This is a genomic window from Stenotrophomonas sp. STEN046, from assembly GCF_056759755.1.
In genome coordinates this window covers 64,495-90,288 of sequence record NZ_JBRRDR010000011.1, presented here as the reverse complement: position 1 = coordinate 90,288, position 25,794 = coordinate 64,495, and the positions used below count along the sequence as shown (strand labels likewise).

Below are 25,794 nucleotides of genomic sequence, written 5' to 3'. Positions count from 1 at the left end.
GGCGGGTTCAACGGTAATCCGCCGAAAAGGATGCGGCCATTCGACCGCCACTGCGGCGATCGAGACGGCCCCAGGCCGGCGTGGCAGAATCCAGGGCGTCGCCCCGTTCGACAACGACGCATAAGGAGATCACCCATGAAGTGGATATGGCTCGCATCATCGCTGACACTGGCCACGCTGTTCGCCCAGGCCACTACACCGGCATCTGCGCAGAGCCGGTCGGACAGCCACCGCAACCTCGACGGAAGCCTGGATATCCGCAACAGTGATGGATCGTCCAGCCGCATCAAGCGCGACCTGTCCGGACGCGTGATCGCCGAGCACAGCAACGGCAGCCGCTCGACCACCAGCACCGATCTGAGTGGCCGCAAGCGCACCTCCTACAGTGATGGCAGCTACTCCGAAAGCAGCACCGACCTGAGCGGCAACATCCGCACCGAGTACAGCAACGGCACCCATTCGGTCAGCAAGCGCGACCTGAGCGGCCGGTGGCGCACCGAGTACAGCGATGGGTCCTACTCAACCAGCGTGCGCGACCTCAGCGGCAACTGGAGCACCACCTCCAGTGGTGGCATGGCCGCGCGCCACCCCGAGCGCGGCGTCGGCAAACGCTGAGGCCTGTACTCAGATCGCCCGCGAGTAGCGCGGCTGCTCGTGGGCGACACGCAGATAGGGGTCGAAGCACATTGCCAGCAGGCGAAGCAGCGGGCGCCCCGGTTCGCTGGTGCGCACCACGCCATCGCGGTATTCGGCCAGGCCGTCCTGCTGCAGACGCTGCACGGCCCGCAGGTCTTCGGCGAAATAGTCTTCGAAATCGACGCCGTGGCGCTGCCCCAAGGAAGCTCCGTCCACCTCACCCTGGCACATCAGCTGCTGGATCAGCTCGGCGCGCAGCTGGTCATCGGCACTGAGCGCCACGCCGCGCCAGACCGGCAGCTGTCCCAGGTCGACCGCGTTTTCCCATGACGGCAGATCGCGCGGATTCTGGCTGTAGGTGGCACCGATGTGACTGATCGCACTCACGCCCAGGCCGAGCAGATCGGTATCGGCATGGGTGGTGTAGCCCATGAAATTGCGGTGCAGCTGTCCGGCGCGCTGTGCCCGCGACAGGTCTTCTTCAGGCAGTGCGAAGTGGTCCATGCCGATGTACTGGTAACCGGCGGCGGACAGTCGCTCCACCGCCAGGCCCAGCAAGGCCAGCTTGTCTTCCGGTGAGGGCAGACGGCTTTCGTCGATCTGCCGCTGCGCGCGGAACAGGTGCGGCAGATGCGCATAGCCGTAAACCGCCAATCGATCCGGGCGCAGCGCCAGCACCAGCTCCAGGGTACGGCCGAATCCCTCCAGGCTCTGCCCGGGCAGGCCATAGATCAGATCGACGTTGACCGAACGCATGCCGCTGTCGCGGCACGCGCGCAGGATATCCAGCGTTTGCCGCACTCCCTGCACGCGATTGATCGATGCCTGTACCTGCGGATCGAAATCCTGCACGCCCAGGCTGGCGCGATTGAATCCAAGCCGCGCCAGCATCGCCACGTCACCGGTGTCGATGAAGCGCGGGTCCAGCTCGATGGAAAAGTCACGCTGCGAGGAATCGCTGAAATCAAAACGGCGGCGCAGCCCTTCGACCAGCGCAGTCATCGCATCAGCGTCGAGGAAGTTCGGAGTACCGCCGCCCAGGTGCAGCTGGATCACTTCGCGGCCGTCGGCGAACTGTGGTGCCAGCAGGTCAGCCTCGGCCAGCACGCGCGAGACATAGCTGTGGCCGCGACCACGGTCACGGGTGATGACCCGGTTGCAGCCGCAGTAGAAGCAGGGGCTGGAACAGAACGGCACGTGTACATACAGCGACAGCGCGCGTGCCAGCGAATTGCTGTCGGCGATCGCTTGCCGCAGGGCCGGCGCATCGAAGCCATCGTGGAAGTGCGGCGCGGTGGGATAGGAGGTGTAACGCGGCCCCGGCCGGTCATGCCGGCGCAGCAGATCGGGATCGAAGGTCCAGGCCAGGCCACCGGCGGCGGGAGAGAACATGTCCATGGCGCCAGCATCGCGCCAAGCCCCGGGCACCGCCTTGACCCAGATCAATCCTTGGCGGGAACGCCCAGCACCGGCAGCGTCACCTGTGGCCAGCGCAGCATCTGGTAGCGGCGCCAGAAGGTTTCGGCAATACGCGCGGCGACATCATCGGCCAGCGCCTGCATCGGCGGGTTGTTGCATTCGGCCGTGGTGATGTGGAACAGCACCAGCCAGCGGTCGAACAGATCCTTCTCCAGCTCGATCGCCATGTGCTTGGACATCGGCGAACCCTTGAACCTGCGCGTACCGCGCAGCATCGCCGACCAGAAATCGACCAGTTGTGCCAGATGCTCGGGCCAGTCATGCACATGTGCCTCGAACACCGGCCCCAGGCGCTCTTCCTCGCGTACCCGCGCGTAGAAGTCGTGGACCAGCCGGGTCACTTCCTCTTCGCTGCACAGCTCAGGCGATGCAATGGGAAGGACGGGCGAAGGTGTTGCGTTCATCGGGGCACCAGTTGCGGGTCGGCAGTGTGCCGCATGTCGCAGCCACCGCTGTTGATCCAGATCAATGTCAGCGCACGGGGGCGCACCTAGGCTGGCACGCTTGCAGGAAGCATGCCCTGCGGATGCTGCGCCAATCACGGCGGAGTATACGCGCCGCCCCCTTCTTCGATCCGAACCCGCATGAACACACCGTCTTCCGGCCGCCGCCAGCGGCTGATCCAGCATTGGGGCGCCGTCCTGTGGCCCAGCTTCATCGCCGCCGGCCTGGCCAGCGTGGTGTTCTTCGCTTTCGTCGATCCGCTGCGGCTGCAGGCCATCAGTTTCCCGGGCACCTCGATCAGCCGTGAACTGGGTTACACCGCCGGCTTTTTCATGTTCTGGGCGGTCACCGCACTGTCCAGCGCGGTCAGCGGCTATCTGCTGCGGCCAATGCCGGCCGCGGATGATGAGGAGCTGCCGCTGGGATGAGCATCAACGCTTCCTCGCCACCCCGACCGTGGCGGTGGCGCGGCGCCCTGAGCGTGGCACTGCTGGTCTTGTTCCACGTGCTGCCGTGGCTGCAATGGAACGGCCGCCAGGCCTTGCTGCTGGATATCAACGCGCGTCGCTTCGACCTGTTCGGCTGGACCCTGTGGCCGGAAGACATCGGGATGCTGCTGGGCCTGCTGGCCGTGCTTGCCGTCTCGCTGGCACTGCTCACCCATCTGGCCGGCCGCGTGTGGTGCGGCCACGCCTGCCCGCAGACCCTGTGGACGCGCGCCTTCGACTGGATCGCGCAGGCGCTGGCCCGCCTGTTGCCGGCATCGGTTGCACGACCGGCCACCCACCTGGCCTGGTGGGTGCTGGCAGTGTGGACCGGGATCACCTTCGTTGGACTGTTCAGCCCGATACGCGAACTGCTGGCCAGCGCTGCCCACGGCGGATGGAGCGGCTGGGAGACCTTCTGGGTGCTGTTCTATGCAACTGCCACCTGGGGCAACGCCGCATTCCTGCGCGAACACGTGTGCCGCTCGCTCTGCCCGTTCGCGCGCATGCAGCCGCTGCTGACCGATCCCCATACGCCGCGCATGCTGTATGACGCGCGCCGTGGCGAGCCACGCGGCGCCCGCCCGCCGGCACGGGGTGGCGTGCTCGGCCGCGGACGCGGCCTGCTCGACCCGACCACCGCACAGGACTATGTCTTCCGGGCCGCGCATCCGCTGTTGGCCGGGCCGATGCCCAGCTTCAGCGCAGATCGGCTGGGCGACTGCATCGACTGTGCGGCGTGCGTACGCGCCTGCCCGATGCAACTGGACATCCGCCACGGGCCACAGGCCGATTGCCTGGCCTGTGGCGCCTGCCTGGAGGCCTGTGCAGCACAGCAGCACCTGGCCGGATTCGGTCCAGGGCTGGTGCGCTACTGCAGCCCGCAGACCATGGCAGACCAGCCACGACGGTGGTGGCGCCCACGCACCACGGCGATGGCATCGCTACTGCTTGCGCTGCTGGCCTGGGGCGCCTGGCGCCTGGCCTGAATCAGCCAGGGTCGCCCGGGCGCGGCGGTACCAGCTGGGCACGACGGACAATGCCCAGTTGTTCGATGATCAGCGCCATTTCATTGGTGACGTCGGTTCGGCCGGTCCCCTGCGGAACCAGACGATCAAGCACCTGCTGGTAGGTATCCCAGAACGCCGGACCGCATCCGTGTTTGTGATAACTGGCTTCCAGTTCGCGGCGTACCCGTTCAGCCAAGCCATGCATGCCGTATTCCATACGACCTCCGTTGGACTTGTTCTGCATCGTTGACGGTCTACCGATTCACTTGCGAGCTACTGAAAGACTCCCGGCCTTCACGGCCAGTTGATGCCAATTAGTCACAGATTTCACGACAGGTCAATTACAGGGCGCGACTTTAGCGATTGAAATTATTAATCGTTCATGAAAGACCGCGCTAGCCGCGCCCTTCCGTAAGCGGGGCGATGCCGACACTGCTCGGCAGGGAATCCGGCTGGCCGTCACAGATCAGCCCAGGCGATGCAAACGGCCGGACCGATTCCATCCATTTTGGCAAGCATGCTTAACAAAAACCTCTCTGCGGCCTGCATGCGACAACCCCTGACGCAACTCATTCACTTTCGTCGCCTGCACCGTCGTCCAACGGGAACAGAACCGGATAACGCTGGTGCAGCATGTAGCGCCGCAATGCCGGAATGGGAAAGCCTCGTGGCCATTGCGAGACAGCGGATCTGCTGATTCCAAAGAGCCTGGCGAGCTCGGCGTCGGTCGAAAAGCCCAGTCGCTCGCGTACTCGCCGCTTGCTCCAGAATTCGTCCATTTTCGATCCTTTTCATCATCAAACTTATTTTTGCGCCAAGGCCTCTTGCGATTCCACGCGTTAAGCTGGCTTGCATAGATGAATACTCTTGGACAACGACTCGCGGTCGCCATGAAGGACGCCGGGCACCCTCGCCCGGCCGATCTGGCACGTGCCGCCAAAACAACGACGGCGACGATCAGCAATTGGTTGAATGACCACGTCAAAGTCGACCATGTGAAGGCCGAACAGCTTTTCCGTATCGCCGATGCGGTGAAGCTGGACCCACGCGAACTGTTGTTCGGTCCGCTGGGGCATGGCGTGGGTGAGCGCGGCACGGCTTACATGCACATGCCCAGCGAAGCCCATCTGGATGTCTGGGAGGCCGCCTACGAGCTGGTCGCGCACATCCTGGCCGAGCGCGAACTGGATGTCGGGTTCCGCCGCGAGGCGACGCTGGGGCTGATGGCCCACGACCTGCTGATGGAAGGTGTCAGCCGCGGCAAGGTCGCCCGGGTGGTGATGACCGCCCTGCCCTGACCCGGCCGGGACTGGTAGCATGGGCGGCGATGGGGATGGGGCTCCCCCGATAACCGCCTGCAAAGGCTGATGGCTCCTGCTGCGACGAACCCGGCGTTCGTCGATGGCAGGCTGCGCCCGCCATCGCGTACGCCATCGACTCTGCAAACACGCACTCGAGGCAAGCGATGCAAACCTTCAACAACTATGTGCTGGTCTTCCTCGGTGGCGGCGTCGGCGCCTGCCTTCGCCATGCCTGCAACCTGATCGGCGCACGCGTCACCGTGGGCAGTGCCTGGCCCTGGTCGACGTTCCTGGTCAACATCAGCGGCGCCCTGCTGATGGGCGTGGTGGTGGAAGCGTTCGCCCTGCGCAATGGCGCTTCGCCGCAACTGCGCCTGCTGCTGGCCACCGGCATCCTTGGCGGCTACACCACCTTTTCCACCTTCTCGCTGGAAACCGGTCTGTTGCTGCAGCGCGGTCAGCATGGCCTGGCCACCCTTTACGCGGGTGGCTCGGTGGCCCTTGGGCTGGCCGGTCTGTTTGCCGGCATGAAACTGACCCGGATGGCGTTGGGTTGATGCTCAGGCGGCAGCGACGCGCGCCTGCCCGCGCCACTGCCGTGGCGATTGCCCGGTGTGCGCCTTGAACGCACGCGACAATGCCGCTTCGCTGCCGTAACCAACTTCGTCCGCGATCCGCTTCAACGGCCGCCCCTGGCGCAACGCCTGCTGCGCCAGCCCCACCCGCCAACCCTGCAGATATTGCCCCGGCGTGGTGCCCATGGCCTCGCGGAAGCTGGCGGCAAAGACACTGCGTGACATGCCGGCCACATCGGCCAGATCTTCCAGCGTCCAGGCCTGCGCCGGTGCCTCGTGCATCGCCACCAGCGCCAACCGCAGTCGCGGGTGACCGAGACCGGCAAACAGCCCGCCACGCATTTCACCGCCTTCCATCAGCTGCCGCAGCACCTGGATCATCACCACTTCGAACAGGCGGTTGACCATCACCGTGCGGCCGCACCGCTGCTCGAACGCCTCTTCGAACAGCAGTTCCAACGCAGCGTTGCCACCGTAGAGATCGGCCAGCGGCAGGCAGATGAAGTCCGGCAGTGCCGCACTGATCGGGTTGAGCCGGCCGCCTTCGAAATGCAGGTTGGCACAGGCCATGTCGGCACCCTGCTGCGGATCGCTGTGGAAGCGATGCGGCATCGGACGTGGATACAGCAGCAGACTGGGAACGTCGACAGTCAGCGTCTGCGCACCATGGCTGACCTGCAGCGGACCGCGACGCACAAGATGCAGCTGGCCCGCATCGCCCTCGGCTTCCAGGCTGTTGATGCCGCACAGCGCGCCGGCATGGAACACCGAAGCGGTCACCGCGAAGCGTTCGAGCAGGATGGCAAGGCGATCGACCATGACGGGACTCCAGGTCATGCAGAGGTGCGAGATACGCCAAATCGTATCGGATTCGGTTGCATTGCGTGAGGTACTAGCCACCGTGCAAGGGCGGCGCTATATAGATGGCACCTTCCGCGCAGACCGCAGCCAGGGCAAAGACCATGATGCGAATCTTCCATCGGCTTGTCCTTGCGCTGGTCCTGCTGCTGCCGCACACGCCGCGTGCCGCCGTACCGCCCGCCGCACCGCACACCTCCAGCGGGGAGCTGCAGGGCGCACGCTGGCGCCTGGACGTGCCTGCCGGCTGGAACGGCGAACTGGTGATGCTGGCGCATGGCTATGAACCGGTCGGCGTGGCGCAGCCATCACCGATGCCGGCCAACGACAGCACTGCCGGCCTGCTTGCAGCCGGCTATGCCGTGGCGCAGAGCGCCTATGCCAGCCAGGGCTGGGCAGTGGCAGATGCGATCGTGGACATGGAACGCCTGCGCGCGCATGCCCTGTCCGAATTGAAGGATGTGCGTCGCACCTGGATCCTCGGCTTTTCGATGGGCGGTGCAGTGGCCATCGCCACCCTCGAACGCCTGCCACAGCACTACAACGGTGGTGTGTCGCTATGCGGGGCCAACCTGCCCGGCGAACAACTGGCCAACGACCTGCTGACTACATTGCTGGCGTTCGACTATTTCTTCCCCGAGGCGGAGGGGCTGCCCCGGCAGGGCCTGGCATCGGCGGAAGCTGCAGCACTGGCGCAGACGGCGCTCTATCAAGGCATCGCTGCCGCGCTTCAGACCCGGCCGGCAGTGGCCGCACAACTGGCTACACGGTTGCAGGTAAGCGCAGAGGCATTGCCGGGCACGATCAGCCTGCACGCGATGGTCCTGCATGAACTGGCCACGCGCGCCGGCGGCATGCCGGTCGGCAACCTGAAGACCGTCTACCGCGGATTCGGTGACGACAAGGCGTTCAACGCGGGCGTGAAGCGGTCAGCGCCTGCTGCGCCGGCGCAGCGGTATGTGCGCGAGAAGTTGGCGTTGACCGGCACAGTCAAGCGACCACTGGTGATCCAGTTCAACAATGATGATCCAAGCATTGTGCCGCGCATGCAGACGGTGTATCCGCAACTGGCCGAGCGCGCTGGCGCAACGCCGTTGCCGCGCGTGTTGCCTGCAGTTGGCGAAGGTCACTGCGGCTTTACCGATTCACAGGTCGTCGAGGCATTGAAGGCAGTAGACATTTCATCCTGACCCGAAATCTGCGGCAGCGCACCAGCCCTGCCGGGCAACGACTGCTATTGTGACCTCGCCCATTGAAGGGCAAACAAAGGACTGATGTGATGATCAAGACGACCTTGAAGATCATGACGTTCCTTGCCATAGCCGTTTCAGGCTTCGCATTCGCGGCCGGCACCTGAATTCTGCGACCTGAGGTATCAGCAGTGCCTTCGTGCCCCCCATAGTCCCGGTGCCCCCACTTCTGCACAGTGCGACCTCGAGTATCGCCTCTGCAGGGAGTTGGATTGCCCGTCGCCTTGACCTGTACTCCGGCCGGCTCCCAACCCGGGACCCGGCTCAAGCCTTCCAGAGTTGCAGATGCCGCCCGCACGCCGGCAGGCCGCTGTTGCAACGGTTCAGTGGCCCAGCGTCCCCATCGTGAAGGTGTACCCCGAGCGCATCAGGAACTCACGCATGCGCAGCTCGGCGCGACGTGGCGATGGAAGGTCCGATGGGCCGTACAGCGCGTACACCTCGCCCGCACCCTCGATGCGCTCCCGGCGCACCCCGCACTGACGGGTCTCCGAGGCAACCACCCAACCGTCCTTCAGCTGGTCCGGGCCAATGGACTGCCCGTTCTTCAGCCGGAATGTGAGCCAACGCACCTCAGCGGTTGATCTGCTCATTGCCGGCGCGCTGCATCATGCATGCAGCCCCTCATGTCCTTGCCTGCCATTGCTGCTCCCGAAGACCAGGACTCTGACCATACCCCCTCGCCATGTCGCTACCGGCTGAGACTGGCAGCGGGCGCCAGCAGGCGTTTCAGGCGTGGATCCCGAACAGCCGGCGCAGCGCCTGCTGCCCCGCCGCAGTGACCCGCAGTTCGCGCCGCCCATCGAGGCGACGCAGCCACTGGTTGTGCAGGAAGCTGTCCAGCAATGCCTCGCCGACCACACCGGCCATGTGCGGGCGACGCTCGGTGCAGTCCAGGCATCCGCGGCAATGGCGCTCGGGCGTTGCGCGCGGTGCCGGCACCATCGCGGCGGCCAGCGGCGGTCCCACCGTGCGCAGCAGGTCGGCGCCCTGTACGGTGATCTGCCAGTGGTCCGTGGCCGGGATGATGGCGCCGATACCGAGGAGATGGTCGGCTATGGCGACGGCGTGCTCCCCCGCCAGATGCCGGTAGCAGGTGCGCGCCTTGCGGAAGCCGGCATCGCCGCGCGCGACGCGTGGTGGCGGAGACCGTTGATCGCTGAAACGCAGGATGCCTTCCAGCATCTCAGCGACCTCGGTGGAGGCAAGACGGTGATAGCGGTGCCGCCCCTGCGCCACCACCGCCAGGATGCCACCGTCGATCAATCGCCGTAGATGGCTGCTCGCCGTCTGCGGCGAGATACCTGCCACATCGGCAAGTTCGGTTGCGGTATGCGCGCGTCCATCCATCATCGCCAGCAGCATGGAAGCCCGGGCATGATCACCGACCAGCGTGCCGACGGCGATGAGGATGCGGGACGTCTGGACCATGCCCGATTGTGGCATGCCAGGCTGCACCCATGCTTCGGCCTGGATCGAAGCATTGTTGCTGCCGCAGCGGGCACAGTTGCCGCCCGTTATCGAGAAAATCCAGCATGCCATCGCAAACGATCCAACGACGCCGCATCACTCCTTCGGTGCTCTATCCCGGAACACCGGTGGTGCTGATGACCACGCTGAACGACGATGGCAGCGCCAACATCAGCCCGCTTTCCTCGTTCTGGGCGCTGGGCGACCGCGTCGTGCTGGGCATCGGGGAACAGGGCCAGGGCTGCAGCAATTTCCTGGCACGCGGCGAATGCGTGCTGAACTTCGCAGGCGCCGCACAGGCGGCCCAGGTGGAGGCCATCGCCCGCGCCACCGGGCGTGCCGAGGTACCGGAGTCAAAACGCGCGCTGGGCTATGTGCATGTGCGCGACAAGTTCGCGCTGGGCGGCTTCAGCCGCGTTGATTCGCTGCAGGTCGCACCGCCTGCGATTGCCGAGTGCCCGCTGCAGGTGGAAGTCACCCTGCTTGCCTCGCACCGGCCCAGTGGCACGGACGATCAGGCTTTTGTGATCGCCGAAGGACGCATCTGCTGCGTGCATGCACATGAGGCCATCACCGTTGCCGACAGCCAGCACATCGACGTGCAGCGCTGGCAGCCACTGATCTACCTGTTCCGCCACTACGTGGGCACCACTGCGCCGATTGCGCGCAATTTCCGCGCTGCAGAGCCAGCACCGCTGCAGGCGTGAGCGCTGCAATCAGGAAGACGGTGCAGACGCGCCTGCATATTTCTCGCGCACCTGTTGTTCACGATCACGGCGCATGCTCGAACAGCGATCGCGGGCGGTCGACATCTGGCTGTCCGCCGAGGTCCGTTCCGCGCTCAACGACTGCTGCAGACTGGAAATCTGTGCGCGGATGCCCGATTCGCTGGTCGCCCCGGCAAGGTTGGTGCCGGCCGCTGCCAGCTGTCGATTCAGATCGGCCACCTGCCGATTGACCGCTTGGCTGCGTGATTCCCATGGACCGTAGATGCGCGACTGCTCGCTCTGCAGGCAGTTGCGCTCGGCAATGCCGGCATCATTCAACTCGGCGGTCTGGAAAACAGCCGTCCGGTTTGCGGCCTCGCCGGCGGTCTCGGCCGCCGCCCGGTTCGAGCGCAGCTTCATGGGTTCCGAGCCCGCACCGCAGGGGTTCTGCGAGTAAGTGCTCTCACCGGAGGCCCCCTTGCACTTGTAGACCTGCGCCGATGCCAAGGGAGCGACCATCAGCAATGCCAGAACGATGCCAGGTTTCATGTTCATGCCAGACCTCCTGTCCCGGGGCCGAGCGGCCCGCACGGGCCATACGCTACGACTGATCGCGCGCGCGGGCAAATACAGCCCGTTCAAGCGTTTCCGTCAGCGCGCGGCTCGGCCGCTGCCCGTGCGGCCGCATTGTGGGCATGCAACTGATCGGCCAGCTGTTGGATGTCCTCGCGCAGGGCCAGTTGTTGCAGCCAGTGCCCGGGAATACCCGCCATGCCATGGAACGCCCCTGCCAGCTGGCCGACGATCGCTGCGGTGGTATCGGCGTCGTCACCGAGATTGGCAGCCTCCAGCACTGCACCGGCAAACGTGTCATGACGGTGGAAGCACCACAACGCCGCTTCCAGGCTGTCGACCACATAGCCGCTGCCGCGGATCTGTTCGCGCGCCGTGTCCTGGTAGGCCCCTGCAGCAATGGACTGAAGGCGTTGGCCCTGCAGCGGAACGTCATGCAACGCCAGCACGTCCTGCTTCGGCAATCCCGCCAGTGCTCGCTCCAATGCGACGGCCAGCAGTCGACAGGCATCCAGGCACTCGCGCGCGGCATGGGTGGTGCGCGAGCTCTGCTCGGCCATGGCCTGAAGCCCGGCCAGCCCGGCGTAGCGCAACGTTACAGGCGCCAACCGCATGATCGAGCCGTTGCCTGCACTGCGCGGGTCATCGTTGCCGGCCAGCGGCTCACCGCTGGCCAGAAACCGTTCGACCGCCGCGCGCGTCGCCGTGCCGATATCAAAGCATTCGCCAGTCGCGCTCCAGTAGCCATGCCGGTACCAGTTCGCATAGCGGGTCATCTGGTCGCGTGCATCGAACCCCTCGCGGCGCACCAGGCTCTCGGCCAGGCACATCGCCATCGAGGTGTCGTCGGTCCACTGCCCGGCCTGCAGGTTGAAGGGACCGCCGCCCACCATGTCGGTGAGCGGTGCAAAGCTGCCGCGCGGCTGAAACTCGACGGTAGTGCCGACAGCATCGCCGCAGGCCAGTCCCAGCAGCCCGCCGCGAAAATGATCGATCGCGTTCATGTGGTGATTGTAGCGGGCAAGCGCATCTCAACCGTTCGCAGGGTGTCTTCGCAGCTCCAGCGCGGCGAAGATGTACCAGCCGAACGCCGGCACCAGCGCAATGCGCTGGGTCAACCCGCGATATGGCTGCGGATCGAGCCCGGACAGCATCAGCCACAGATACGCCATGCCGAACAGCGACGTGACGCGGGCGATCCAGACGATGCGCGCGGAGGCATGCGGGCCCAGTTCCGCCAGGAACAGCAAGGGGGTCAGGATCGAGAAGATGCCGATGGAATACAGGCCATGCATCGGACTGCCGGTGGTGAACACGCCATTGCTCAGCATCGACAACCCGAACAGCAGGGAGGTGAGCGCGCTGGGCGCGAAACGGCGCCCCTTGGCCAGCAACGCCAGGCTGAAGAGGATGATGGCCGAGCCGCTGATCACGGCGGCCACCAGCAGGGTCTGGACCGGCAGGCCCGGCATCAGGCCCATTTCGCTCAGGTGCTGCGAGACCGAGTGGTAACCGGGCACGGTGAACCCAAAGGCGATCGCCGCCAGCATGGCACCGAGGGGAACATACCGCGCCTGCTGGATGGCCAGGTTCCGCACCGCAATCACCATCACGTTCAAGGACTGTGGCGACGGTAGCAATCGGGCGCAGCCGCTCGCATGTGCAATTTGGTACAGGCTGCGAACGACGCGGCGGGCCCAAGAAAAAAGCCCTGACCGGAGTCAGGGCTTTTCAATATGGAGGCCTCAAGCGGAATCGAACCGCTGTAAACGGATTTGCAATCCGGTGCATAGCCACTCTGCCATGAGGCCAACGTACTGCGATCAGGAACGAAGCCCCTGACATGACAAAACCCCGCGATGGGGCCTGTCGGAACATGGAGCGGGAAACGAGACTCGAACTCGCGACCTCAACCTTGGCAAGGTTGCGCTCTACCAACTGAGCTATTCCCGCATAAGCCGCCATGGTACCGGAAGCCCGGTGTTCACGCCAGCGTTTTCACACTTGCCTTCACTTTTCTGACTGCGCGAAGAGCCTTGTGGCTCAACGGCCCCACCGTGCCATGGCGGGAGAAAAACAAGGCCCCTGACGGGGCCCTGTGAAATCTGGAGCGGGAAACGAGACTCGAACTCGCGACCTCAACCTTGGCAAGGTTGCGCTCTACCAACTGAGCTATTCCCGCAGATTCTCCGACCTGCGTCGAAGGAGCGCTATTGTGTCCAAATTCCTTCACGTCGTCAACAGTCCACCTGCCCGATGAACCTGCACAAGCGCCCTCGCTACGCCCACCTGTTCTGGCTGCTGGTCGCCGTGACCTGGCTGGCGGTGATTGCTGCGCTGGTCAATGCCGGCTTCACCCCGGACTACTGGATGCTTCGGTCCATGGACGGTGGCACGCTGCCCTATCCGACCAGCAGCGTGATCGTGTTCGCGCTGCTGAGTACCGTCGAGCTGGTGGTTGCCGCACTGATCGTGCGCTCCTGGAAGTTGGATCGCCTGTGGTTGCGGCTGCTGATCGCATTCGTGTTGCTGCTGGCGTGGACGTTCCCCTGGCTTGCATCGATGATGCATCAGCCACCGGTGCAGGGCATGCATCTGCTGTGGTTGCTGCTTCTGGATGTGGGATTGCTGCTGGCGCTGTGCGTGGTGTCGCTGGTCAGCGTGTGGAGAGGATTCTCCGGCAGGAAGAAGACTCGGATTGCGGTTCCGTAGGGCATTGCGGCCGAGGACTGCACCGCTTCAATTTCGGATCTCTTGCATGGTTTGCGGCGGGCCGATGCCGGAAGGTCAAGTATCCGCCAACGACGAACGCCTGAATCGTGACCCTGCCCATCGCATTCCGTGCCTCCCCTGCCTTCTGGCTGATCGCATCGCTCATCTGGCTACTGCTGGTTGCCGCGCTCATCCATGCCGGATTCCAGCCGGATCGTTGGCAGCGGCCTGACATCGAGACCGGGACCTTGGCCTATCCCATCGGCTCGGTATTCACCTTCGCGCTGATCATCCTCGTGGAAATGACAGTGCTGGGCGTGGCTTTGCAGCCATGGCGGTTCCGCCGCCTGTGGCTGCGGATGCTGCTCGGCATCCTTCCGTGGGTTGCCTGGACGGCCTATTGGGGCGCGATCTCCATGCATCAATCACCCGTGCGTGCCGTACACATGCTCTGGCTGCTCGGCATGAGCGCCATCCTGCACCTTGCGATGCTCGTGATCGTGCCCGCCTCACTCTGGCCTCGCCTGCGACGCTGGCTCGGGAACTGAGGCCCGCGCCCTACTTCCGGAACTCCACCCGCACATGCTGGCCGAAGCGCGCCTTGGCCTCGCCATCGAACTCCAGCACACACTCCACCACCTTGGCCACGCCACGCCCGGCGTCTTCAGGCAGGCGCGCCTGCGCGAACACCGGGCTGATGCGCACCACGCGTGCGGACGGCAGTAAGCTGGTGTTCTCGGCGCCATCGCTGTCCGGCACCACGGTGGCATGCATGCCCACCTGCACGGTATCGGCGTAGGCAGCACTGAGTTCGGCGCGTACCTGCAGCGGACGCGCCGGCAGCAGCGAGATCGCCGGCTTGCCACCCTGCACGAAGGCGCCGAGGCCCGGCACCTGGCCGACCACGGTGCCGGCTTCCGGCGCGCTCAGCGATATCTGCTGCAGTTTCAGTTTCGCGTGTTCCAGCTTGTGCTGGGCCATGTCAACCTGCGCGCCGGCTACGTCAACATCGGCGCGCACACCGGCCAGCTGCTGCCTGGCCGCATCGGCCTGCTGCTTGGACGACACGCCTTCGCTGGCGCCGGTGGACAGGCGGCTGGCGTTTCGCTCCAGCTCGCGCAGCTGCGCCTGGCTGCCCTTCAGACGGTCATTGGCCAGGGCGAGATCGGCAGTGGCCATCGCCACCTCCTGCTGCAGCAGGGCGCCATCCAGCGACAGCAGCAGCTGCCCCTTCTTGACCGTGGCACCCTCCTTCACCGGTGCGGCGATGATCGAGCCATCCACCGGTGGTGCAAGCGCGATCAGTCCGCCCTCGACGTCGATGATGCCACGCGCCACCGCGACCTTCCCGGCGGCGGCTGTGCTGGCTTTCCCCTCGGGTGCCTGCGCAGGTGCTTCGCTGGAACAGGCGCCGAGCAGCATCGCGGTGGACAGGGCCAGGCTGAGGGAAAGCAGGTGTGGGATCTTGGTCATGGGGCGGGCTCTACGGTTTCGTTCTGGCGGCGGTCGTCACGGACCATGCCGTCTTCCATGGCGATCACCCGATCGGCATGCCGGATCAGGCGCGGATCGTGGCTCACGCACAGCACCGTGGCGCCATGCGCGCGTGCGTAGCGATGCAGGATGTCGATCACGCGCTGGCCATTCTCGGCATCCAGTGCGCTGGTGGGTTCATCGGCGAAGATCAACGTGGGCGATTTGGCGAAGGCGCGCGCGACGGCCACGCGCTGTTTCTCGCCGCCGGACAACTGCGCCGGGCGCATGTGGCTGCGATGGGTCAGACCAACCTCGTCCAATGCCTTGCGTGCCAATGGCTCGCTTTCGCGGTTGCGCATGCCGCGATAGCCCAGCGGCAGCTGCACCTGCTCCAGCGCGGTCAGCGCCGGGAACAGATTGAAGCCCTGGAACACGAAGCCGACATGGTGCAGGCGGAAGCGCTCCACTTCACTGCGACTCATGTGGCCCACATCCTGGCCGAGCGCGTGCACGCGCCCCCCATCGGGCGCAGACAACCCGGACAGCAATGACAGCAGCGTGCTCTTGCCGCAGCCGGACGGGCCGGAAACAAGGGTCAGTTCACCGGGATAGATATCCAGCGACAGCCCGCGCAGCACCGGCACCTGCACATCGCCGGACATGAAACCTTTTTCCAGGGCGTCGGCCTGCAGGGTCGGGGCGACGGCGCGTGTAGAAGTCATCGGCCGGTCCTCAGCGCAGCAGCAACGATGGATCGGAGCGGACGACGCTGCGCACCGCCATGATGCTCGACAGCATGGCCATCACCGCGACCAGTGCCACGCAGCCAATGATGACCATCGGCGTCAGTTGCACCGGCACGCGCTGGGCCTGCGCGATCAGCAACACCGCGGTGCTGAACGCCGCCGCCAGCACCATGCCCGCACCACCGATCAACAATGCCTGCTCGAATACCACCCGCGCCAGCGCATAACGACCGGCACCGAGCGCATTGAGCGTGGCGTACTCGCGTACCGAACCGGCCACCACCGAAGCGAACGATTGATTGGTGATCACTGCGCCGACGAAGCAGACGATGACCGCCATGAACAACACTGCGATGCCGGCACCGGTATCGAACAGCCAGTACTGCTGCGAGCGACTGGCGAACGCCGGTGCGGTCCAGAACTCGACCGTTGTGGCCTGCCCCATCGACGCGGCCAGGCGATCACGCACGCCGTTGGCCAGGTCCGGCGAGCGCAGCCCCGCCACGAAATAGGTACTGCCCTCATGCGGGTCGGTACCGGCGATGGCACGTGCGGTATCCAGCGAGGCCAGCACGTTGACGCCACCGAGCCCACGCAGGCCCGGTTGTGCCGCGACCACACGCACCGCCTTGCCATTGATCCAGGCACGGTTGTGCTGCAGATCCACGCCCAGCGTATCCAGATCGGCGCTGTCGACGATCACCGCGCCTGGCTCGCGCAGCTGCGCGCGCAGGTCGGCGGGCAGAATGCGCGCGAACATCATCGCGTCATCCCGGGTGGATATACCGGACAGGTACACCGACACGTTGCCGGTGGCCTGCGCACTGGAGCGCCATTCGCCATCGACCCATTCGTAGGGCTCGACACGGCTGACATCCGGGTCCATGCGTAGATGACTTTCGACATCCGCGCTGATCGCATGGCCATAGTTGACGCTCTGGGTGCCAGGGAAACCGGCCCAGATATCAGCGGTGGACGCCTTTACGTAGATCGCGGCGGTGCCGAAGATGCCCAGCACCAACGCCGCCTGCACGATCAGCAGCACACCGGCGAAGCACATCGCCAGCACCACCGGCAGGAACCGGCGCCACTCATAGGCCAGGGTCTTGCGGGCCAGAGCAATCATTGCGACGCGTCCTCGGCTTCGACCGGCAGCGGTGCGCCACCGAGGGCGCGGTACAGCGAGGCGAACGCCAGCACGCGCGCACCTTGTGCGCCGATCAGGTCGGCCTGCGAAGCCAGTGCGGCACGCTGCGTGTCCAGCCCATCGAACTCACTGGACAGCCCAAGCTGCACCTGCCGCGCCTGACGCTTGAGCTGCCGGTCGGCCGCATAATTGGCGGCACGCAGCGACTGGATGCTGCTGTCCTGCCGGGCCAGGCTGCCGAGCGCGCCTTCCACTTCACTCACGCCTTGCAGTACCGCCTTGCGGTAGCCGAGCAGCGCGGCATCAAGTTGTTTGTCATCGGACTCGTATCGGGCACGACGCTGGCCCCAGTCCCACAACGGAATATCGATGTAGGGGCCGATTGAGGGGCTGGAATCGGAATTGGAACGCGCGTTCTGGGTGAGGTTGTACGCGTACAGGATGGAACCGCCCAGGCTCAACCTGGGGAACATCGCTGCGCGCGCGCCCCCCTTTTCTGCCGCCGCCTGCAACACCTCGGCCTCGGCCAGCAGGAGCTGCGGGCGGTGGCGCAGCAGGTCGGCCGGCACCTGCTGCAGCGAGAACGCACCCAGCTGCGGCGGCGTGCGGTAGGCGCTCCATGCGGGATCCGGTCCATCGCGCCCCAGCAGCAGCGCCAATGCACGCGCGGCACTGTCTGCGCTTTCCTTCGCCTGTGCCGTGGCGGCGCGCGTGGCGGCCTGCCGCGCACGCATGCGCTCCCGTTCGCCGGGTTCATCCAGCTGCAGGCGCTGCCGTACCAGGGCCAACTGCACAGCGCGCGCATCAATGGCCTGCTGCCTGTCCAGCAGATCCCACTGTGCCTGCGCGACGGTCAGATCCAGATAGCTGCGCACCACATCGGCAATCACGGCCACCTGCGCTGCGTCACGCAGCGCCTCGGCATTGCCGGTGGCCGCCTGCGCGCCCAGGCGCGCACTTTCAGCGGCACCAAACAGGCCGAGATCCCAGATCGCTTCGATACCTGCGTGGAAGTAGGTATCCACGGCGGCGGCATCCTGCACCTGCTTGGCGCTGGCGGAGATTTCCGGACGGAAGCGCGCGTCGGATGTTCCAGCCAGCAGATGCACGGCCTGCAGCCGCAGGCTGGCCTGCTGAAGGTCCAGGTTGCTGGCGATGGCCTGCTCTACCAGTGCGTTCAAGTGTGCATCGGCCAGCACTTTCCACCACTGCCGCGCATCGACTGCCACACCCTGGCCCGGCGGAGACTGCTGCCAGGTCGTCGGCGTGCGATCTGGCAGATCCGGCACCGGCACCGACATGCAACCTGCCAGCATCACGCTGGCAAGCAGGGCGCCGGCGCGCAGCGTGGCTGCTGCAGAGGAAGTGGTACGTCTGGCCACCCGCCCACCTTCGTGGAAAGAGAAGCCGTGGAGGCTACGCCGCGATTGTGGAGTGGACATGGAGAATCGGCAGGAGGTGCGTTACAGCGCGTATGCGGTGCACGCATTGCGAACCCTCGGCCTTTCCCCAGCCTTTCATCGCTGCCGCCAAACTGAACGCTGGACTGCCCGCGGGCCCTGCTGCACATTGGCGGCCCCACTCGGCCAGCAGGAAATCGGTTTGAAATCCCCCCTTGGGCGCATGGCCTGCCTCTTCACCGTACTGCTGGCCGTGGCCGCGCTTGCCATCGGACTGGCCACTCCGCTGGTGTCGAACCTGGCCATGTTGCTGATGGACAGGAGCAACTTCATACCCGAACAGTCGTCGATCTTTCTTTTCGAGCCCTACGTGATCAATGACGGCTCGTCGAACTACTGGCTGTATGGCATGGACCGCACCTACTACTACCACTTCACCTACCAGGCCGAAGTGCCCTATCTGTACATCGCGCGGAAGAACACCTGCCCGGGATTCGACCGCACGGACGTGCGCACCTGGTGCAGCGTGCGCAGGGGAACGCGCCGCTAGCGCGCAAACGAAAAACGCCCCCTTGCGGGAGCGTTTTTGCATATCTGGAGCGGGAAACGAGACTCGAACTCGCGACCTCAACCTTGGCAAGGTTGCGCTCTACCAACTGAGCTATTCCCGCAGATTCCGTTCAACCTGCGTCGAAGGAGCGCTATTGTGTCGGGATTGCTGCACGGCGTCAACAGAATTCTGCCGGCCTTTCACAGGCTGACGTTCAGCTTCTGGATCAGGCCCGTACGCCCCGCCGGTGGAAGTAGAGCTGCTCGGCGACCCGGCGGGTGACGGCACTATGCAGCAGTGCATTGACTGGCCAGTCGCACTGCAGCTGGTCCATCGCCCAGCGCAGCAGCCGCTTGCGGCGGAACGTGGGGGCCGCCCGACGGGCCACCTGCTCGGCTGGCGGCCCTTTGCCGCGCAGATGCAGGCCGATGGCATCACCTACCGCCCACCCATGGCGCCAGGAAGCGTGGATACCGCCGGCCGAGAGCGGTGAGACGGTACCCGCGGCGTCGCCGGTAAGGATCAGCCCCGGCGCGGTGATCGGGCCGTCCGGAAGGCCGCAGGGCACCAGGCCGGCGCGGGTGGCCGATGGACGCGCTGAAGGAGGGATACCGACGACATCACGCACCTGCGCGAGGAAACCATCGATGTCCGGCGGCCGTACCTGTGCCGGGTCATGACGCAGCGCCAACCCCACCTGCAGGCCGGTCGGGTTCTGTGCGACCCAGCCGATGTAGCCTGGTGCGAAGCGCTTGCTGACGAAGCAATGCAGTGCATCGCCCTGCGGCAACTGCAGGCCGGCAAACTCACGTTCGACGCCATGAAGATTGTCGCGCACCTGGCCAAGGCCGGTGCGCTGCGCAACACGCGAGCGTGCGCCATCGGCGCCGACCAGATAGACACAGCGCCCTGCCCCTTCCACCTGCCAGCCATCGCCACTGCGGCGGGCATCGGTGAAGGACTGCTGCAGGCGCAGATCCACCCCGTTCGCGCGCAGCTCGCTGGCCAGCCAGCGCATCAGGTTGGGCGTATCGGTGGTGAGGAAGTAATAGCCCGGTGCTGCCAGCAGCACGCTGCGCAGGTTCGGCGCATACAGGCGCACATTGGCGACGCGTTGCACCAGGTGTTCGGGCATGCGCCCCAGCCAGGTCTGCTCCATCGCCTCCTTCACCACGATGCCGGTGGTGTGCAGGCGTTCGCCGGGGTCGGCTTTGCGTTCAAGTACGCAGACGCGCAGGCCATATTGGGCAGCGGCCAGCGCGCAGGCGGCACCGGCGAAGCTGGCGCCGGCGATGACCACGTCGTGGTCGTGTGCGGAGGATTGATGAGGCATCGCGACATCACCTTGGGAACGAGGGATGCAGCATCGAACCTTCGCGTGGTGAGGCGATGGCGTGACGGTGAAGCGGGAATGAAGCGCGGGGCTGGCAAACGAAAAACGCCCCCTTCCGGGAGCGTTCTTCTTGAATCTGGAGCGGGAAACGAGACTCGAACTCGCGACCTCAACCTTGGCAAGGTTGCGCTCTACCAACTGAGCTATTCCCGCTTGGGAGGCGAAATTCTACCTGTTCCAGAGAGGGCGTCAAGCGGTTTTTTCAGGCACCTGCGGGGCGCCTGGCATTGCGTATCCACGCATGGCGTGGATGTACCGCTGTGTGGGGCTGCTGTAGTAGATCCACGCCATGCGTGGATGGATGCATCGATGGGGTCACAGCCCTTTCCTGCGGAAGGGTTCCGACCCCGGTACTCAGTTGCCCAGCTTCTTCTGCCGTGCCCGCTCGCGCGCAGCGCGCTCGTCGTCGCGCAGGCTCGGCCAGGCGGCATGCAGGTACTGCAGGCCCGACCACAGCGTCAGCACCGCGGCGATCGCCAGGGTCCAGTCACCGATGTGGAATACCGGCGGGCCCATCCAGATGTCGTTCACCGGTACGTTCGGTGCCACCGAGTACAGCAGGCACAGCAGCGCCACCATCTGTGCGGTGGTCTTGACTTTGCCGATCATCGCCACACGCACCTTCGCGCGCTGGCCCAGCTCGGCCATCCACTCGCGCAGCGCCGACACCGCGATTTCGCGCCCGACGATCACCGCCGCCCAGAACGCCATCCACGGCGTCGGGTGGCCCTGCACGATCAGGAACAGTGCCACTGCCACCATCAGCTTGTCCGCCACCGGATCGAGGAAGGCGCCGAACGCCGACTCCAGGCCGTAGCGGCGGGCAATCCAGCCGTCGAGCCAGTCGGTGATCGCGGCCAGGCCGAAAATCGCCGCCGATGCGAAGTTGGTCCAGGTGTAGGGCAGGTAGAACACCAGCACCAGCACCGGGATCATCACGATCCGCAACAGGGTCAGCCAGGTGGGCAGGGTCAACGTCATGCTGCTTTCTTCTCTCTCTACTCGGCCGGATCCGGCGTGGCCAACCCGTGCAGGTTAGCGTAGATGCGCGCTGCGAGGGCGTCATTGATGCCTTCGACCCTCGCAATTTCCGCTTCTCCGGCCGCTTTCAGGCCGATCAGGCCACCGAAATGCTTGAGCAGGCTGGCACGCCGGCGCGGGCCGATGCCGGGGATATCCTCCAGCTTGCTGGTCATCCTGGCCTTCTGCCGGCGTCCGCGATGGCCGGTGATGGCAAAACGATGCGCTTCATCGCGTACCTGCTGGATGAACTGCAGTGCAGGATTGGCCGCGCCCGGGCGCAGCTCGCGGCCATCGGGCATCACCAGCGCTTCGTGGCCGGCACGGCGCTCCACGCCCTTGGCCACGCCCACCAGCAGCACGCCCTCCACACCCAGATCGGCCAGCGCGGCCTGCGCCTGCGCCAACTGGCCGGCGCCGCCGTCGATCAGCAGCACATCCGGCAACACCCCCTGCTCTTCCACTGCACGACGGAAGCGACGGTCAATGGCCTGCCGCATGGCGGCGTAATCATCCCCCGGCTCGATGCCGCTGATGTTGAAACGACGGTACTGCGCGCGCACCGGACCGGCGGCATCGAACACCACGCAGGAGGCAACGGTGGCCTCGCCCATGGTGTGGCTGATGTCGAAGCACTCCACCCGCTTGACCGGTTCGGCCAGGCCCAGCATCTCGCGCAGCGCTTCACTGCGTGCGTGCTGGGCGGTGCGGCTGTTGATCTCCGTGGCAAGGGTCAGCTGCGCATTGCGGCTGGCCAGCTCGACGTAGCCGGCACGCTCACCGCGCACGTTCCATTTCAGCTGCACCTTGCGCTCGGCCGAAGCTGTCAGCGCAGAGGCGATCAGGTCGGCATCGGGAATCTCGCGGTCGAGCAGGATCTCGCGCGGCGGCTCGAACTCGACGTAGTACTGCGAGACGAAGGCTGCCAACACTTCGTCCGGGCTTTCTTCGCCATTGGTGCGTGGATGGAACGGGCGGGTGCCGAGGTTGCGACCATCGCGGAAGGCCAGCAGCATCACGCAGGCCTGTGAACCCTGCATGGCCACGGCCAGCACGTCCAGGTCAGCGGCGCGTCCATCCACGTACTGGCGGGTCTGCATGCTGCGCAGCGACGTGATCAGGTCGCGCAGGCGCGCGGCCTGTTCGAATTCCAGGGCTTCGCTGGCGCGCTGCATCTGCTCACCCAGTTCACGGGTGAGTTCATCACTCTTGCCTTCCAGGAACATCGCCGCGCGGCGCACCGATTCGGCGTAGTCGGCAGCCGGCACCAGTTCCACGCAGGGCGCGCTGCAGCGGCCGATCTGGTACTGCAGGCACGGTCGCGAGCGGTTGCGGAACACGCTGTCCTCGCAGCTGCGCAGCTTGAACAGCTTGTGCATCAGGTTCAGCGTTTCGCGCACGGCGGTCACGCCGGGGTATGGGCCGAAGTAACGTCCGGGTATCGCGCGTGGGCCGCGATGCACGGCAATGCGCGGCCAGTCTTCGCGGGTCAGCAGCACGTGCGGATAGGTCTTGTCGTCGCGCAGGGACACGTTGTAGCGCGGCGACAACGATTTGATCAGCTGGTTTTCCAGCAGCAGCGCTTCGGCTTCCGAACGGGTGACGGTTACATCCATGCGCACGATCTGCGACAGCATGGACATGATGCGCGCGTTCTTCGGGCTGCCGTTGAAGTAGCTGCCCACGCGGTTGCGCAGCGCACGCGCCTTGCCCACATACAACAGCACATCGTCGGCGGCGTACATGCGGTACACGCCGGGCGCGGTGCTCAACTGCGCCGCAAAGGCCTTGCCATCGAAGGCCGGGGCGGGAACATCGGTCATTCGCTGATCGGCACTTCGCTGAGTACGCCGCTGTCGGGATCGAATCGCAGCACGGCGTGGGCATCGGTTTCGGCAATCCATACCGCACCGGCACCGACGGTCAGGCCGGCCGGTCCGTGCAGGCGGCGTGGCAGTGGTTGCGTGGCCAGCTCGCCACCGCCCAGGCGCAGCATGCGCAGGCGGCCATTGCCGGTATCGGCGATCCACAACAACGGCGCATCCGGGCTCAACGCGATGGCCTGCGGGAACTGCAGGCTGGCCTGCGCACGCGGGCCGTCGTCTTCGCCGAAACGCCAGGTCCCCTGCCCGACCAGGGTCTGCACCAGGTCGCCACGCAGCTGCAGCGCACGGATGGAAGAGCCGAGCGCGTCTGCCGCGTACAGCACCTGCTGCACGACAGCCAGCGCGGTAGGCTGGGCAAAGGCCGCCAGGTGCCCGCTGCCATCGCGTTCGTCGATGGCACCACTGCCAGCGCGCCACTGCAGGCTGCGCTGACCGAGGTGATAGCTCCAGATGCGGTTGTCGCCGGCCATGGCGATATGCAGCTGGTTGTCGGCGATGGCCAGTCCGGTGGGATGATCGAGCGAAACCTGCCGTGGCTGCGCCACCGGCCCCTCCACCGGCGCCCCGGGACGACCGTTGCCGCAGAGGGTGTCGACCACGCCCGTAGCCAGGTTGATGCGGCGCACGGCGTGGTTGCCGGTGTCGGCCACGTACAGCGATTCGCGCTCCAGCACCAGCGCCTGTGGCCGGTGGAAAGCGGCCTCGGCCAGATTGCCGTCCATGAAGTCGGCGGTGCCCAGCCCGAACTGGCGCAGCACGCGGCCGCCATGGCTGCATTCCAGGATGCGATGGTGACCGCTGTCGGCGATGTACAGGCGCTCCTGGTTCACCGCCAGTCCCAGCGGGAAGCGCAACGGGTGCCGCGGCTCGGGGTGCAGTTCACTGCCACCGCGCGGGGGCGCCATCGGAGCGCCCTCGCAGAGGGCATTCAAGGCGCGCTCCAGCTCACCGGGCGCGCCCTGGCCGGTCAACCGCTGCTGTTCACGGCCCTGCGCATCCAGCAACACCATGGTGGGCCAGGCAGTCACGCCGAAGCGGCGCCAGCCATCCCAGTCGGCATCGAGCAGCACCGGCATGTTCAGGCCCTGCCGGCGCAGCAGCTTCAGCGCGGCGCTGGCATCCCGTTCGAAATCGAAACGCGGTACCTGCAGCACCAGCGGCTGCAGCTTGCCGGGATTGCGCGACAGCCATTGGCCGAATTCGGCCAACCGCTGCGCGCTCCAGGCCGAGGCCGCGTTGACGAACAACAGGGCCACCGGCCGACCGCGCAGTTCGGTGAGGGTGCAGGGCGCGGCATTGAGCCAGGCGGCGAACTCGGGCAGGTCCGGGACGGGCTGGATGTTCATGGCCCGATTATGCCGGAGTCGGCGTGATGCAACAGGCGTGCCACTGCACGCCCGGCGGCCTCGTCGACCAGCGACCACACCTGTTCGAAATGATCACTGCCGCCCGTGTAGGGATCAGGGATTGCCGGTTCGCCCTGCCCGCCCGACCACGGCAGGTACAGCGCAAGGCGCTCACGCTGGGCCGGCGTCGCAAGCCGAGCCGCATCGCGCAGGTTGGCCTCATCGGCGCACAGGACCCAATCGAAGGTATCGAAATCCTGCGCCTGCAGCTGGCGCGCACGCAGGCCACGCAGATCCACGCCGTGCCCGGCGGTACAGGCGATGGCGCGCCGGTCCGGTGGCTGGCCCACATGCCAATCGCCGGTGCCGGCCGAATCGACCTGCACCCGCCCCGCCAGCGGCGAGGCCTGCAGGCGGGCGCGCAATGCGCCCTCGGCCATCGGCGAACGGCAGATGTTGCCGAGGCAGACGACCAGCAGCTTCATCGCGGTGCCAGCGTCTGCAGCAGCGCTTCAGCCCGCTGCAGGTCTTCAGGGGTGTCGATGCCCGGCGGGAAGGGCTCGGGCGAGATCGCCACGGCAATCGGGTAGCCGGCTTCCAGCACGCGCAGCTGCTCCAGCGACTCCACCTGTTCCAGCATGCCCGGCGGCATCGACGCGAACTGCTGCAGGAAGCCGGCGCGGTACCCATAGATGCCGATGTGGCGCAGCCACTGGTGACCGTCCGGGAGCGTGTCGCGGCTGCGCGCGAAGCCATCGCGGTGCCAGGCGATCGGCGCACGGCTGAAGTACAGGGCCTCGTTGCGCACGTTGCGCACCAGCTTGACCACGTTCGGGTCGAACAGGGTATGCGCATCCTCGACCGGCGTGGCCAGGGTCGACATCGGCGCGCTGCCATCGACCAGCGCCGCCGCCACCGCGCGGATGCCCGCGGCCGGGGCGAACGGTTCATCGCCCTGCAGGTTCACCACCACGGTGTCGTCGGCCCAGCCGGCAATGCGCGCGCATTCGGCCAGGCGATCGGTGCCGGATGCATGCGAGGCGGCCGTCATGGCCACCTTCACTTCGGCCAGGCCAGACAGCGCATCGGCAATGCGCGCGTCGTCGGTAGCGACCCAGACCTCCTCAGCACCTGCCACCAGCGCACGACGGGCCACATGCAGCACCATGGGGTCTTCCCCCAGCAGGCGCAGGGGCTTGCCCGGCAGCCGCGAAGCGGCATAGCGGGCCGGGATGGCAACGACGAAATCGGTCATGCGGGCGGTACTCGGCAGGCGCGATACAGCAGGAATGCGGTCGGCGGCGCGCGTTTGCAAGCGCCGCGCCACCGC

Annotated in this window: 30 protein-coding genes, 5 tRNA genes and 1 riboswitch; of the genes, 10 read left to right on the top strand and 25 right to left on the bottom strand. The window is 65.9% G+C overall.

The features are described from left to right. The first annotated feature begins 135 nt into the window (after positions 1-135). Positions 136-615 carry a hypothetical protein gene (locus tag ACVOLJ_RS08060; RefSeq protein WP_481563876.1) on the top strand — a complete coding sequence of 160 codons (480 nt, stop codon included), beginning with the start codon at positions 136-138 and terminating at the stop codon, positions 613-615. Positions 616-624: 9 nt separating this feature from the next. On the opposite strand, the gene hemN is transcribed toward ACVOLJ_RS08060, so the two are convergent. After that, entirely contained in the window at positions 625-2,034 is a 1,410-nt protein-coding gene (hemN, locus tag ACVOLJ_RS08055) for an oxygen-independent coproporphyrinogen III oxidase (RefSeq protein WP_481563875.1), read from the bottom strand. 44 nt (positions 2,035-2,078) lie between these two features. Next, entirely contained in the window at positions 2,079-2,519 is a 441-nt protein-coding gene (locus tag ACVOLJ_RS08050) for a group III truncated hemoglobin (RefSeq protein WP_475278067.1), read from the bottom strand. A gap of 180 nt (positions 2,520-2,699) precedes the next feature. On the opposite strand from ACVOLJ_RS08050, the gene ACVOLJ_RS08045 reads away from it, so the two are divergent. After that, complete coding sequence (locus ACVOLJ_RS08045) at positions 2,700-2,987, top strand: hypothetical protein (protein WP_475278066.1); 288 nt, start codon at positions 2,700-2,702, stop codon at positions 2,985-2,987. Beyond that, positions 2,984-4,033 (top strand): 4Fe-4S dicluster domain-containing protein, encoded by a 1,050-nt coding sequence (locus tag ACVOLJ_RS08040; protein ID WP_475278065.1) that lies wholly within the window; start codon positions 2,984-2,986, stop codon positions 4,031-4,033. The genes ACVOLJ_RS08045 and ACVOLJ_RS08040 overlap by 4 nt, the downstream gene beginning before the upstream one ends. A 1-nt stretch (position 4,034) precedes the next feature. Here ACVOLJ_RS08040 and ACVOLJ_RS08035 read toward each other — a convergent pair whose 3' ends face one another. Both ACVOLJ_RS08035 and ACVOLJ_RS08030 read right to left on the bottom strand, forming a co-directional pair. Beyond that, positions 4,035-4,271 (bottom strand): hypothetical protein, encoded by a 237-nt coding sequence (locus ACVOLJ_RS08035; RefSeq protein ID WP_025875165.1) that lies wholly within the window; start codon positions 4,269-4,271, stop codon positions 4,035-4,037. Between the two features lie 352 nt (positions 4,272-4,623). After that, a complete protein-coding gene (locus ACVOLJ_RS08030) occupies positions 4,624-4,833 on the bottom strand; it encodes a helix-turn-helix domain-containing protein (RefSeq protein ID WP_475278064.1) in 210 nt (69 codons plus the stop codon). A 78-nt stretch (positions 4,834-4,911) separates the two neighbouring features. Here ACVOLJ_RS08030 and ACVOLJ_RS08025 point away from each other — a divergent pair, with 78 nt between their 5' ends. Both ACVOLJ_RS08025 and crcB read left to right on the top strand, forming a co-directional pair. Then, the gene (locus ACVOLJ_RS08025; RefSeq protein ID WP_475278063.1) at positions 4,912-5,352 is read left to right on the top strand and encodes a helix-turn-helix domain-containing protein; all 441 of its coding nucleotides are present in this window, start codon (positions 4,912-4,914) and stop codon (positions 5,350-5,352) included. 22 nt (positions 5,353-5,374) lie between these two features. Further along, positions 5,375-5,438, top strand: a riboswitch (Fluoride riboswitch). Between the two features lie 81 nt (positions 5,439-5,519). Further along, positions 5,520-5,912 carry a fluoride efflux transporter CrcB gene (crcB, locus tag ACVOLJ_RS08020; protein WP_481563874.1) on the top strand — a complete coding sequence of 131 codons (393 nt, stop codon included), beginning with the start codon at positions 5,520-5,522 and terminating at the stop codon, positions 5,910-5,912. 3 nt (positions 5,913-5,915) lie between these two features. Here crcB and ACVOLJ_RS08015 read toward each other — a convergent pair whose 3' ends face one another. Further along, positions 5,916-6,749: a cupin domain-containing protein gene (locus tag ACVOLJ_RS08015; protein ID WP_481563873.1), complete on the bottom strand. Its 834-nt coding sequence runs from the start codon at positions 6,747-6,749 to the stop codon at positions 5,916-5,918. A 146-nt stretch (positions 6,750-6,895) separates the two neighbouring features. Between ACVOLJ_RS08015 and ACVOLJ_RS08010 the strand changes: the two genes are divergently transcribed. After that, positions 6,896-7,978: an alpha/beta hydrolase family protein gene (locus tag ACVOLJ_RS08010; RefSeq protein WP_475278184.1), complete on the top strand. Its 1,083-nt coding sequence runs from the start codon at positions 6,896-6,898 to the stop codon at positions 7,976-7,978. A 383-nt stretch (positions 7,979-8,361) separates the two neighbouring features. On the opposite strand, the gene ACVOLJ_RS08005 is transcribed toward ACVOLJ_RS08010, so the two are convergent. Both ACVOLJ_RS08005 and ACVOLJ_RS08000 read right to left on the bottom strand, forming a co-directional pair. Next, on the bottom strand, positions 8,362-8,631 hold the full coding sequence (locus ACVOLJ_RS08005; RefSeq protein WP_475278060.1) for a hypothetical protein: 270 nt from the start codon (positions 8,629-8,631) through the stop codon (positions 8,362-8,364). A 136-nt stretch (positions 8,632-8,767) separates the two neighbouring features. After that, a complete protein-coding gene (locus ACVOLJ_RS08000) occupies positions 8,768-9,469 on the bottom strand; it encodes an ArsR/SmtB family transcription factor (protein ID WP_481563872.1) in 702 nt (233 codons plus the stop codon). Positions 9,470-9,573: 104 nt separating this feature from the next. Here ACVOLJ_RS08000 and ACVOLJ_RS07995 point away from each other — a divergent pair, with 104 nt between their 5' ends. Beyond that, the gene (locus tag ACVOLJ_RS07995; RefSeq protein WP_475278058.1) at positions 9,574-10,215 is read left to right on the top strand and encodes a flavin reductase family protein; all 642 of its coding nucleotides are present in this window, start codon (positions 9,574-9,576) and stop codon (positions 10,213-10,215) included. A gap of 9 nt (positions 10,216-10,224) precedes the next feature. Here the strand turns inward: ACVOLJ_RS07995 and ACVOLJ_RS07990 are convergent, their stop codons facing one another. From ACVOLJ_RS07990 to ACVOLJ_RS07965, 6 genes are all read right to left on the bottom strand, one after another. Then, entirely contained in the window at positions 10,225-10,857 is a 633-nt protein-coding gene (locus tag ACVOLJ_RS07990) for a DUF4124 domain-containing protein (protein WP_475278057.1), read from the bottom strand. Next, positions 10,854-11,792, bottom strand: a complete 939-nt coding sequence (locus tag ACVOLJ_RS07985) for an ADP-ribosylglycohydrolase family protein (protein WP_481563871.1) — start codon at positions 11,790-11,792, stop codon at positions 10,854-10,856. Before ACVOLJ_RS07985 ends, ACVOLJ_RS07990 begins: the two co-directional genes overlap by 4 nt. A 27-nt stretch (positions 11,793-11,819) precedes the next feature. Continuing rightward, positions 11,820-12,386 (bottom strand): DUF998 domain-containing protein, encoded by a 567-nt coding sequence (locus ACVOLJ_RS07980; protein WP_481563870.1) that lies wholly within the window; start codon positions 12,384-12,386, stop codon positions 11,820-11,822. A gap of 139 nt (positions 12,387-12,525) precedes the next feature. Continuing rightward, positions 12,526-12,599, bottom strand: a tRNA-Cys gene (locus ACVOLJ_RS07975). Between the two features lie 66 nt (positions 12,600-12,665). Further along, positions 12,666-12,741: transfer RNA gene (locus tag ACVOLJ_RS07970), tRNA-Gly, on the bottom strand. 153 nt (positions 12,742-12,894) lie between these two features. Continuing rightward, positions 12,895-12,970: transfer RNA gene (locus ACVOLJ_RS07965), tRNA-Gly, on the bottom strand. Between the two features lie 74 nt (positions 12,971-13,044). On the opposite strand from ACVOLJ_RS07965, the gene ACVOLJ_RS07960 reads away from it, so the two are divergent. Beyond that, the gene (locus ACVOLJ_RS07960; RefSeq protein WP_481563869.1) at positions 13,045-13,500 is read left to right on the top strand and encodes a hypothetical protein; all 456 of its coding nucleotides are present in this window, start codon (positions 13,045-13,047) and stop codon (positions 13,498-13,500) included. Between the two features lie 107 nt (positions 13,501-13,607). Further along, positions 13,608-14,048 (top strand): hypothetical protein, encoded by a 441-nt coding sequence (locus ACVOLJ_RS07955; RefSeq protein WP_481563868.1) that lies wholly within the window; start codon positions 13,608-13,610, stop codon positions 14,046-14,048. A 10-nt stretch (positions 14,049-14,058) separates the two neighbouring features. Here ACVOLJ_RS07955 and ACVOLJ_RS07950 read toward each other — a convergent pair whose 3' ends face one another. Genes ACVOLJ_RS07950 through ACVOLJ_RS07935 form a run of 4 tightly spaced genes read right to left on the bottom strand, consistent with a single transcriptional unit; the run spans position 14,059 to position 18,170 of the window. Beyond that, positions 14,059-14,973, bottom strand: a complete 915-nt coding sequence (locus ACVOLJ_RS07950; RefSeq protein WP_481563867.1) for an HlyD family secretion protein — start codon at positions 14,971-14,973, stop codon at positions 14,059-14,061. Next, the gene (locus tag ACVOLJ_RS07945) at positions 14,970-15,698 is read right to left on the bottom strand and encodes an ABC transporter ATP-binding protein (RefSeq protein ID WP_481563866.1); all 729 of its coding nucleotides are present in this window, start codon (positions 15,696-15,698) and stop codon (positions 14,970-14,972) included. The genes ACVOLJ_RS07950 and ACVOLJ_RS07945 overlap by 4 nt, the downstream gene beginning before the upstream one ends. Before the next feature lie 10 nt (positions 15,699-15,708). After that, positions 15,709-16,848 (bottom strand): ABC transporter permease, encoded by a 1,140-nt coding sequence (locus tag ACVOLJ_RS07940; RefSeq protein ID WP_481563865.1) that lies wholly within the window; start codon positions 16,846-16,848, stop codon positions 15,709-15,711. Beyond that, positions 16,845-18,170, bottom strand: a complete 1,326-nt coding sequence (locus tag ACVOLJ_RS07935) for a TolC family protein (RefSeq protein ID WP_481563880.1) — start codon at positions 18,168-18,170, stop codon at positions 16,845-16,847. The genes ACVOLJ_RS07940 and ACVOLJ_RS07935 overlap by 4 nt, the downstream gene beginning before the upstream one ends. A 301-nt stretch (positions 18,171-18,471) precedes the next feature. Between ACVOLJ_RS07935 and ACVOLJ_RS07930 the strand changes: the two genes are divergently transcribed. Continuing rightward, positions 18,472-18,819 (top strand): hypothetical protein, encoded by a 348-nt coding sequence (locus ACVOLJ_RS07930; protein ID WP_475278049.1) that lies wholly within the window; start codon positions 18,472-18,474, stop codon positions 18,817-18,819. A gap of 45 nt (positions 18,820-18,864) precedes the next feature. Here the strand turns inward: ACVOLJ_RS07930 and ACVOLJ_RS07925 are convergent. The 8 genes from ACVOLJ_RS07925 to kdsB form a co-directional block, all read right to left on the bottom strand. After that, positions 18,865-18,940, bottom strand: a tRNA-Gly gene (locus ACVOLJ_RS07925). A 105-nt stretch (positions 18,941-19,045) separates the two neighbouring features. After that, the gene (locus ACVOLJ_RS07920; protein WP_481563864.1) at positions 19,046-20,152 is read right to left on the bottom strand and encodes an NAD(P)/FAD-dependent oxidoreductase; all 1,107 of its coding nucleotides are present in this window, start codon (positions 20,150-20,152) and stop codon (positions 19,046-19,048) included. 137 nt (positions 20,153-20,289) lie between these two features. Continuing rightward, a tRNA-Gly gene (locus ACVOLJ_RS07915) sits at positions 20,290-20,365 on the bottom strand. Between the two features lie 201 nt (positions 20,366-20,566). Continuing rightward, complete coding sequence (gene pgsA, locus ACVOLJ_RS07910; protein WP_099820053.1) at positions 20,567-21,193, bottom strand: CDP-diacylglycerol--glycerol-3-phosphate 3-phosphatidyltransferase; 627 nt, start codon at positions 21,191-21,193, stop codon at positions 20,567-20,569. A gap of 17 nt (positions 21,194-21,210) precedes the next feature. Beyond that, positions 21,211-23,055: an excinuclease ABC subunit UvrC gene (gene uvrC / locus ACVOLJ_RS07905; RefSeq protein ID WP_481563863.1), complete on the bottom strand. Its 1,845-nt coding sequence runs from the start codon at positions 23,053-23,055 to the stop codon at positions 21,211-21,213. After that, complete coding sequence (locus ACVOLJ_RS07900; protein WP_481563862.1) at positions 23,052-24,464, bottom strand: hypothetical protein; 1,413 nt, start codon at positions 24,462-24,464, stop codon at positions 23,052-23,054. The genes uvrC and ACVOLJ_RS07900 overlap by 4 nt, the downstream gene beginning before the upstream one ends. Continuing rightward, positions 24,461-24,949, bottom strand: a complete 489-nt coding sequence (locus ACVOLJ_RS07895; protein ID WP_481563861.1) for a low molecular weight protein-tyrosine-phosphatase — start codon at positions 24,947-24,949, stop codon at positions 24,461-24,463. Before ACVOLJ_RS07895 ends, ACVOLJ_RS07900 begins: the two co-directional genes overlap by 4 nt. Beyond that, on the bottom strand, positions 24,946-25,719 hold the full coding sequence (kdsB, locus tag ACVOLJ_RS07890; RefSeq protein ID WP_475278043.1) for a 3-deoxy-manno-octulosonate cytidylyltransferase: 774 nt from the start codon (positions 25,717-25,719) through the stop codon (positions 24,946-24,948). Before kdsB ends, ACVOLJ_RS07895 begins: the two co-directional genes overlap by 4 nt. Between the last annotated feature and the right edge of the window lie 75 nt (positions 25,720-25,794).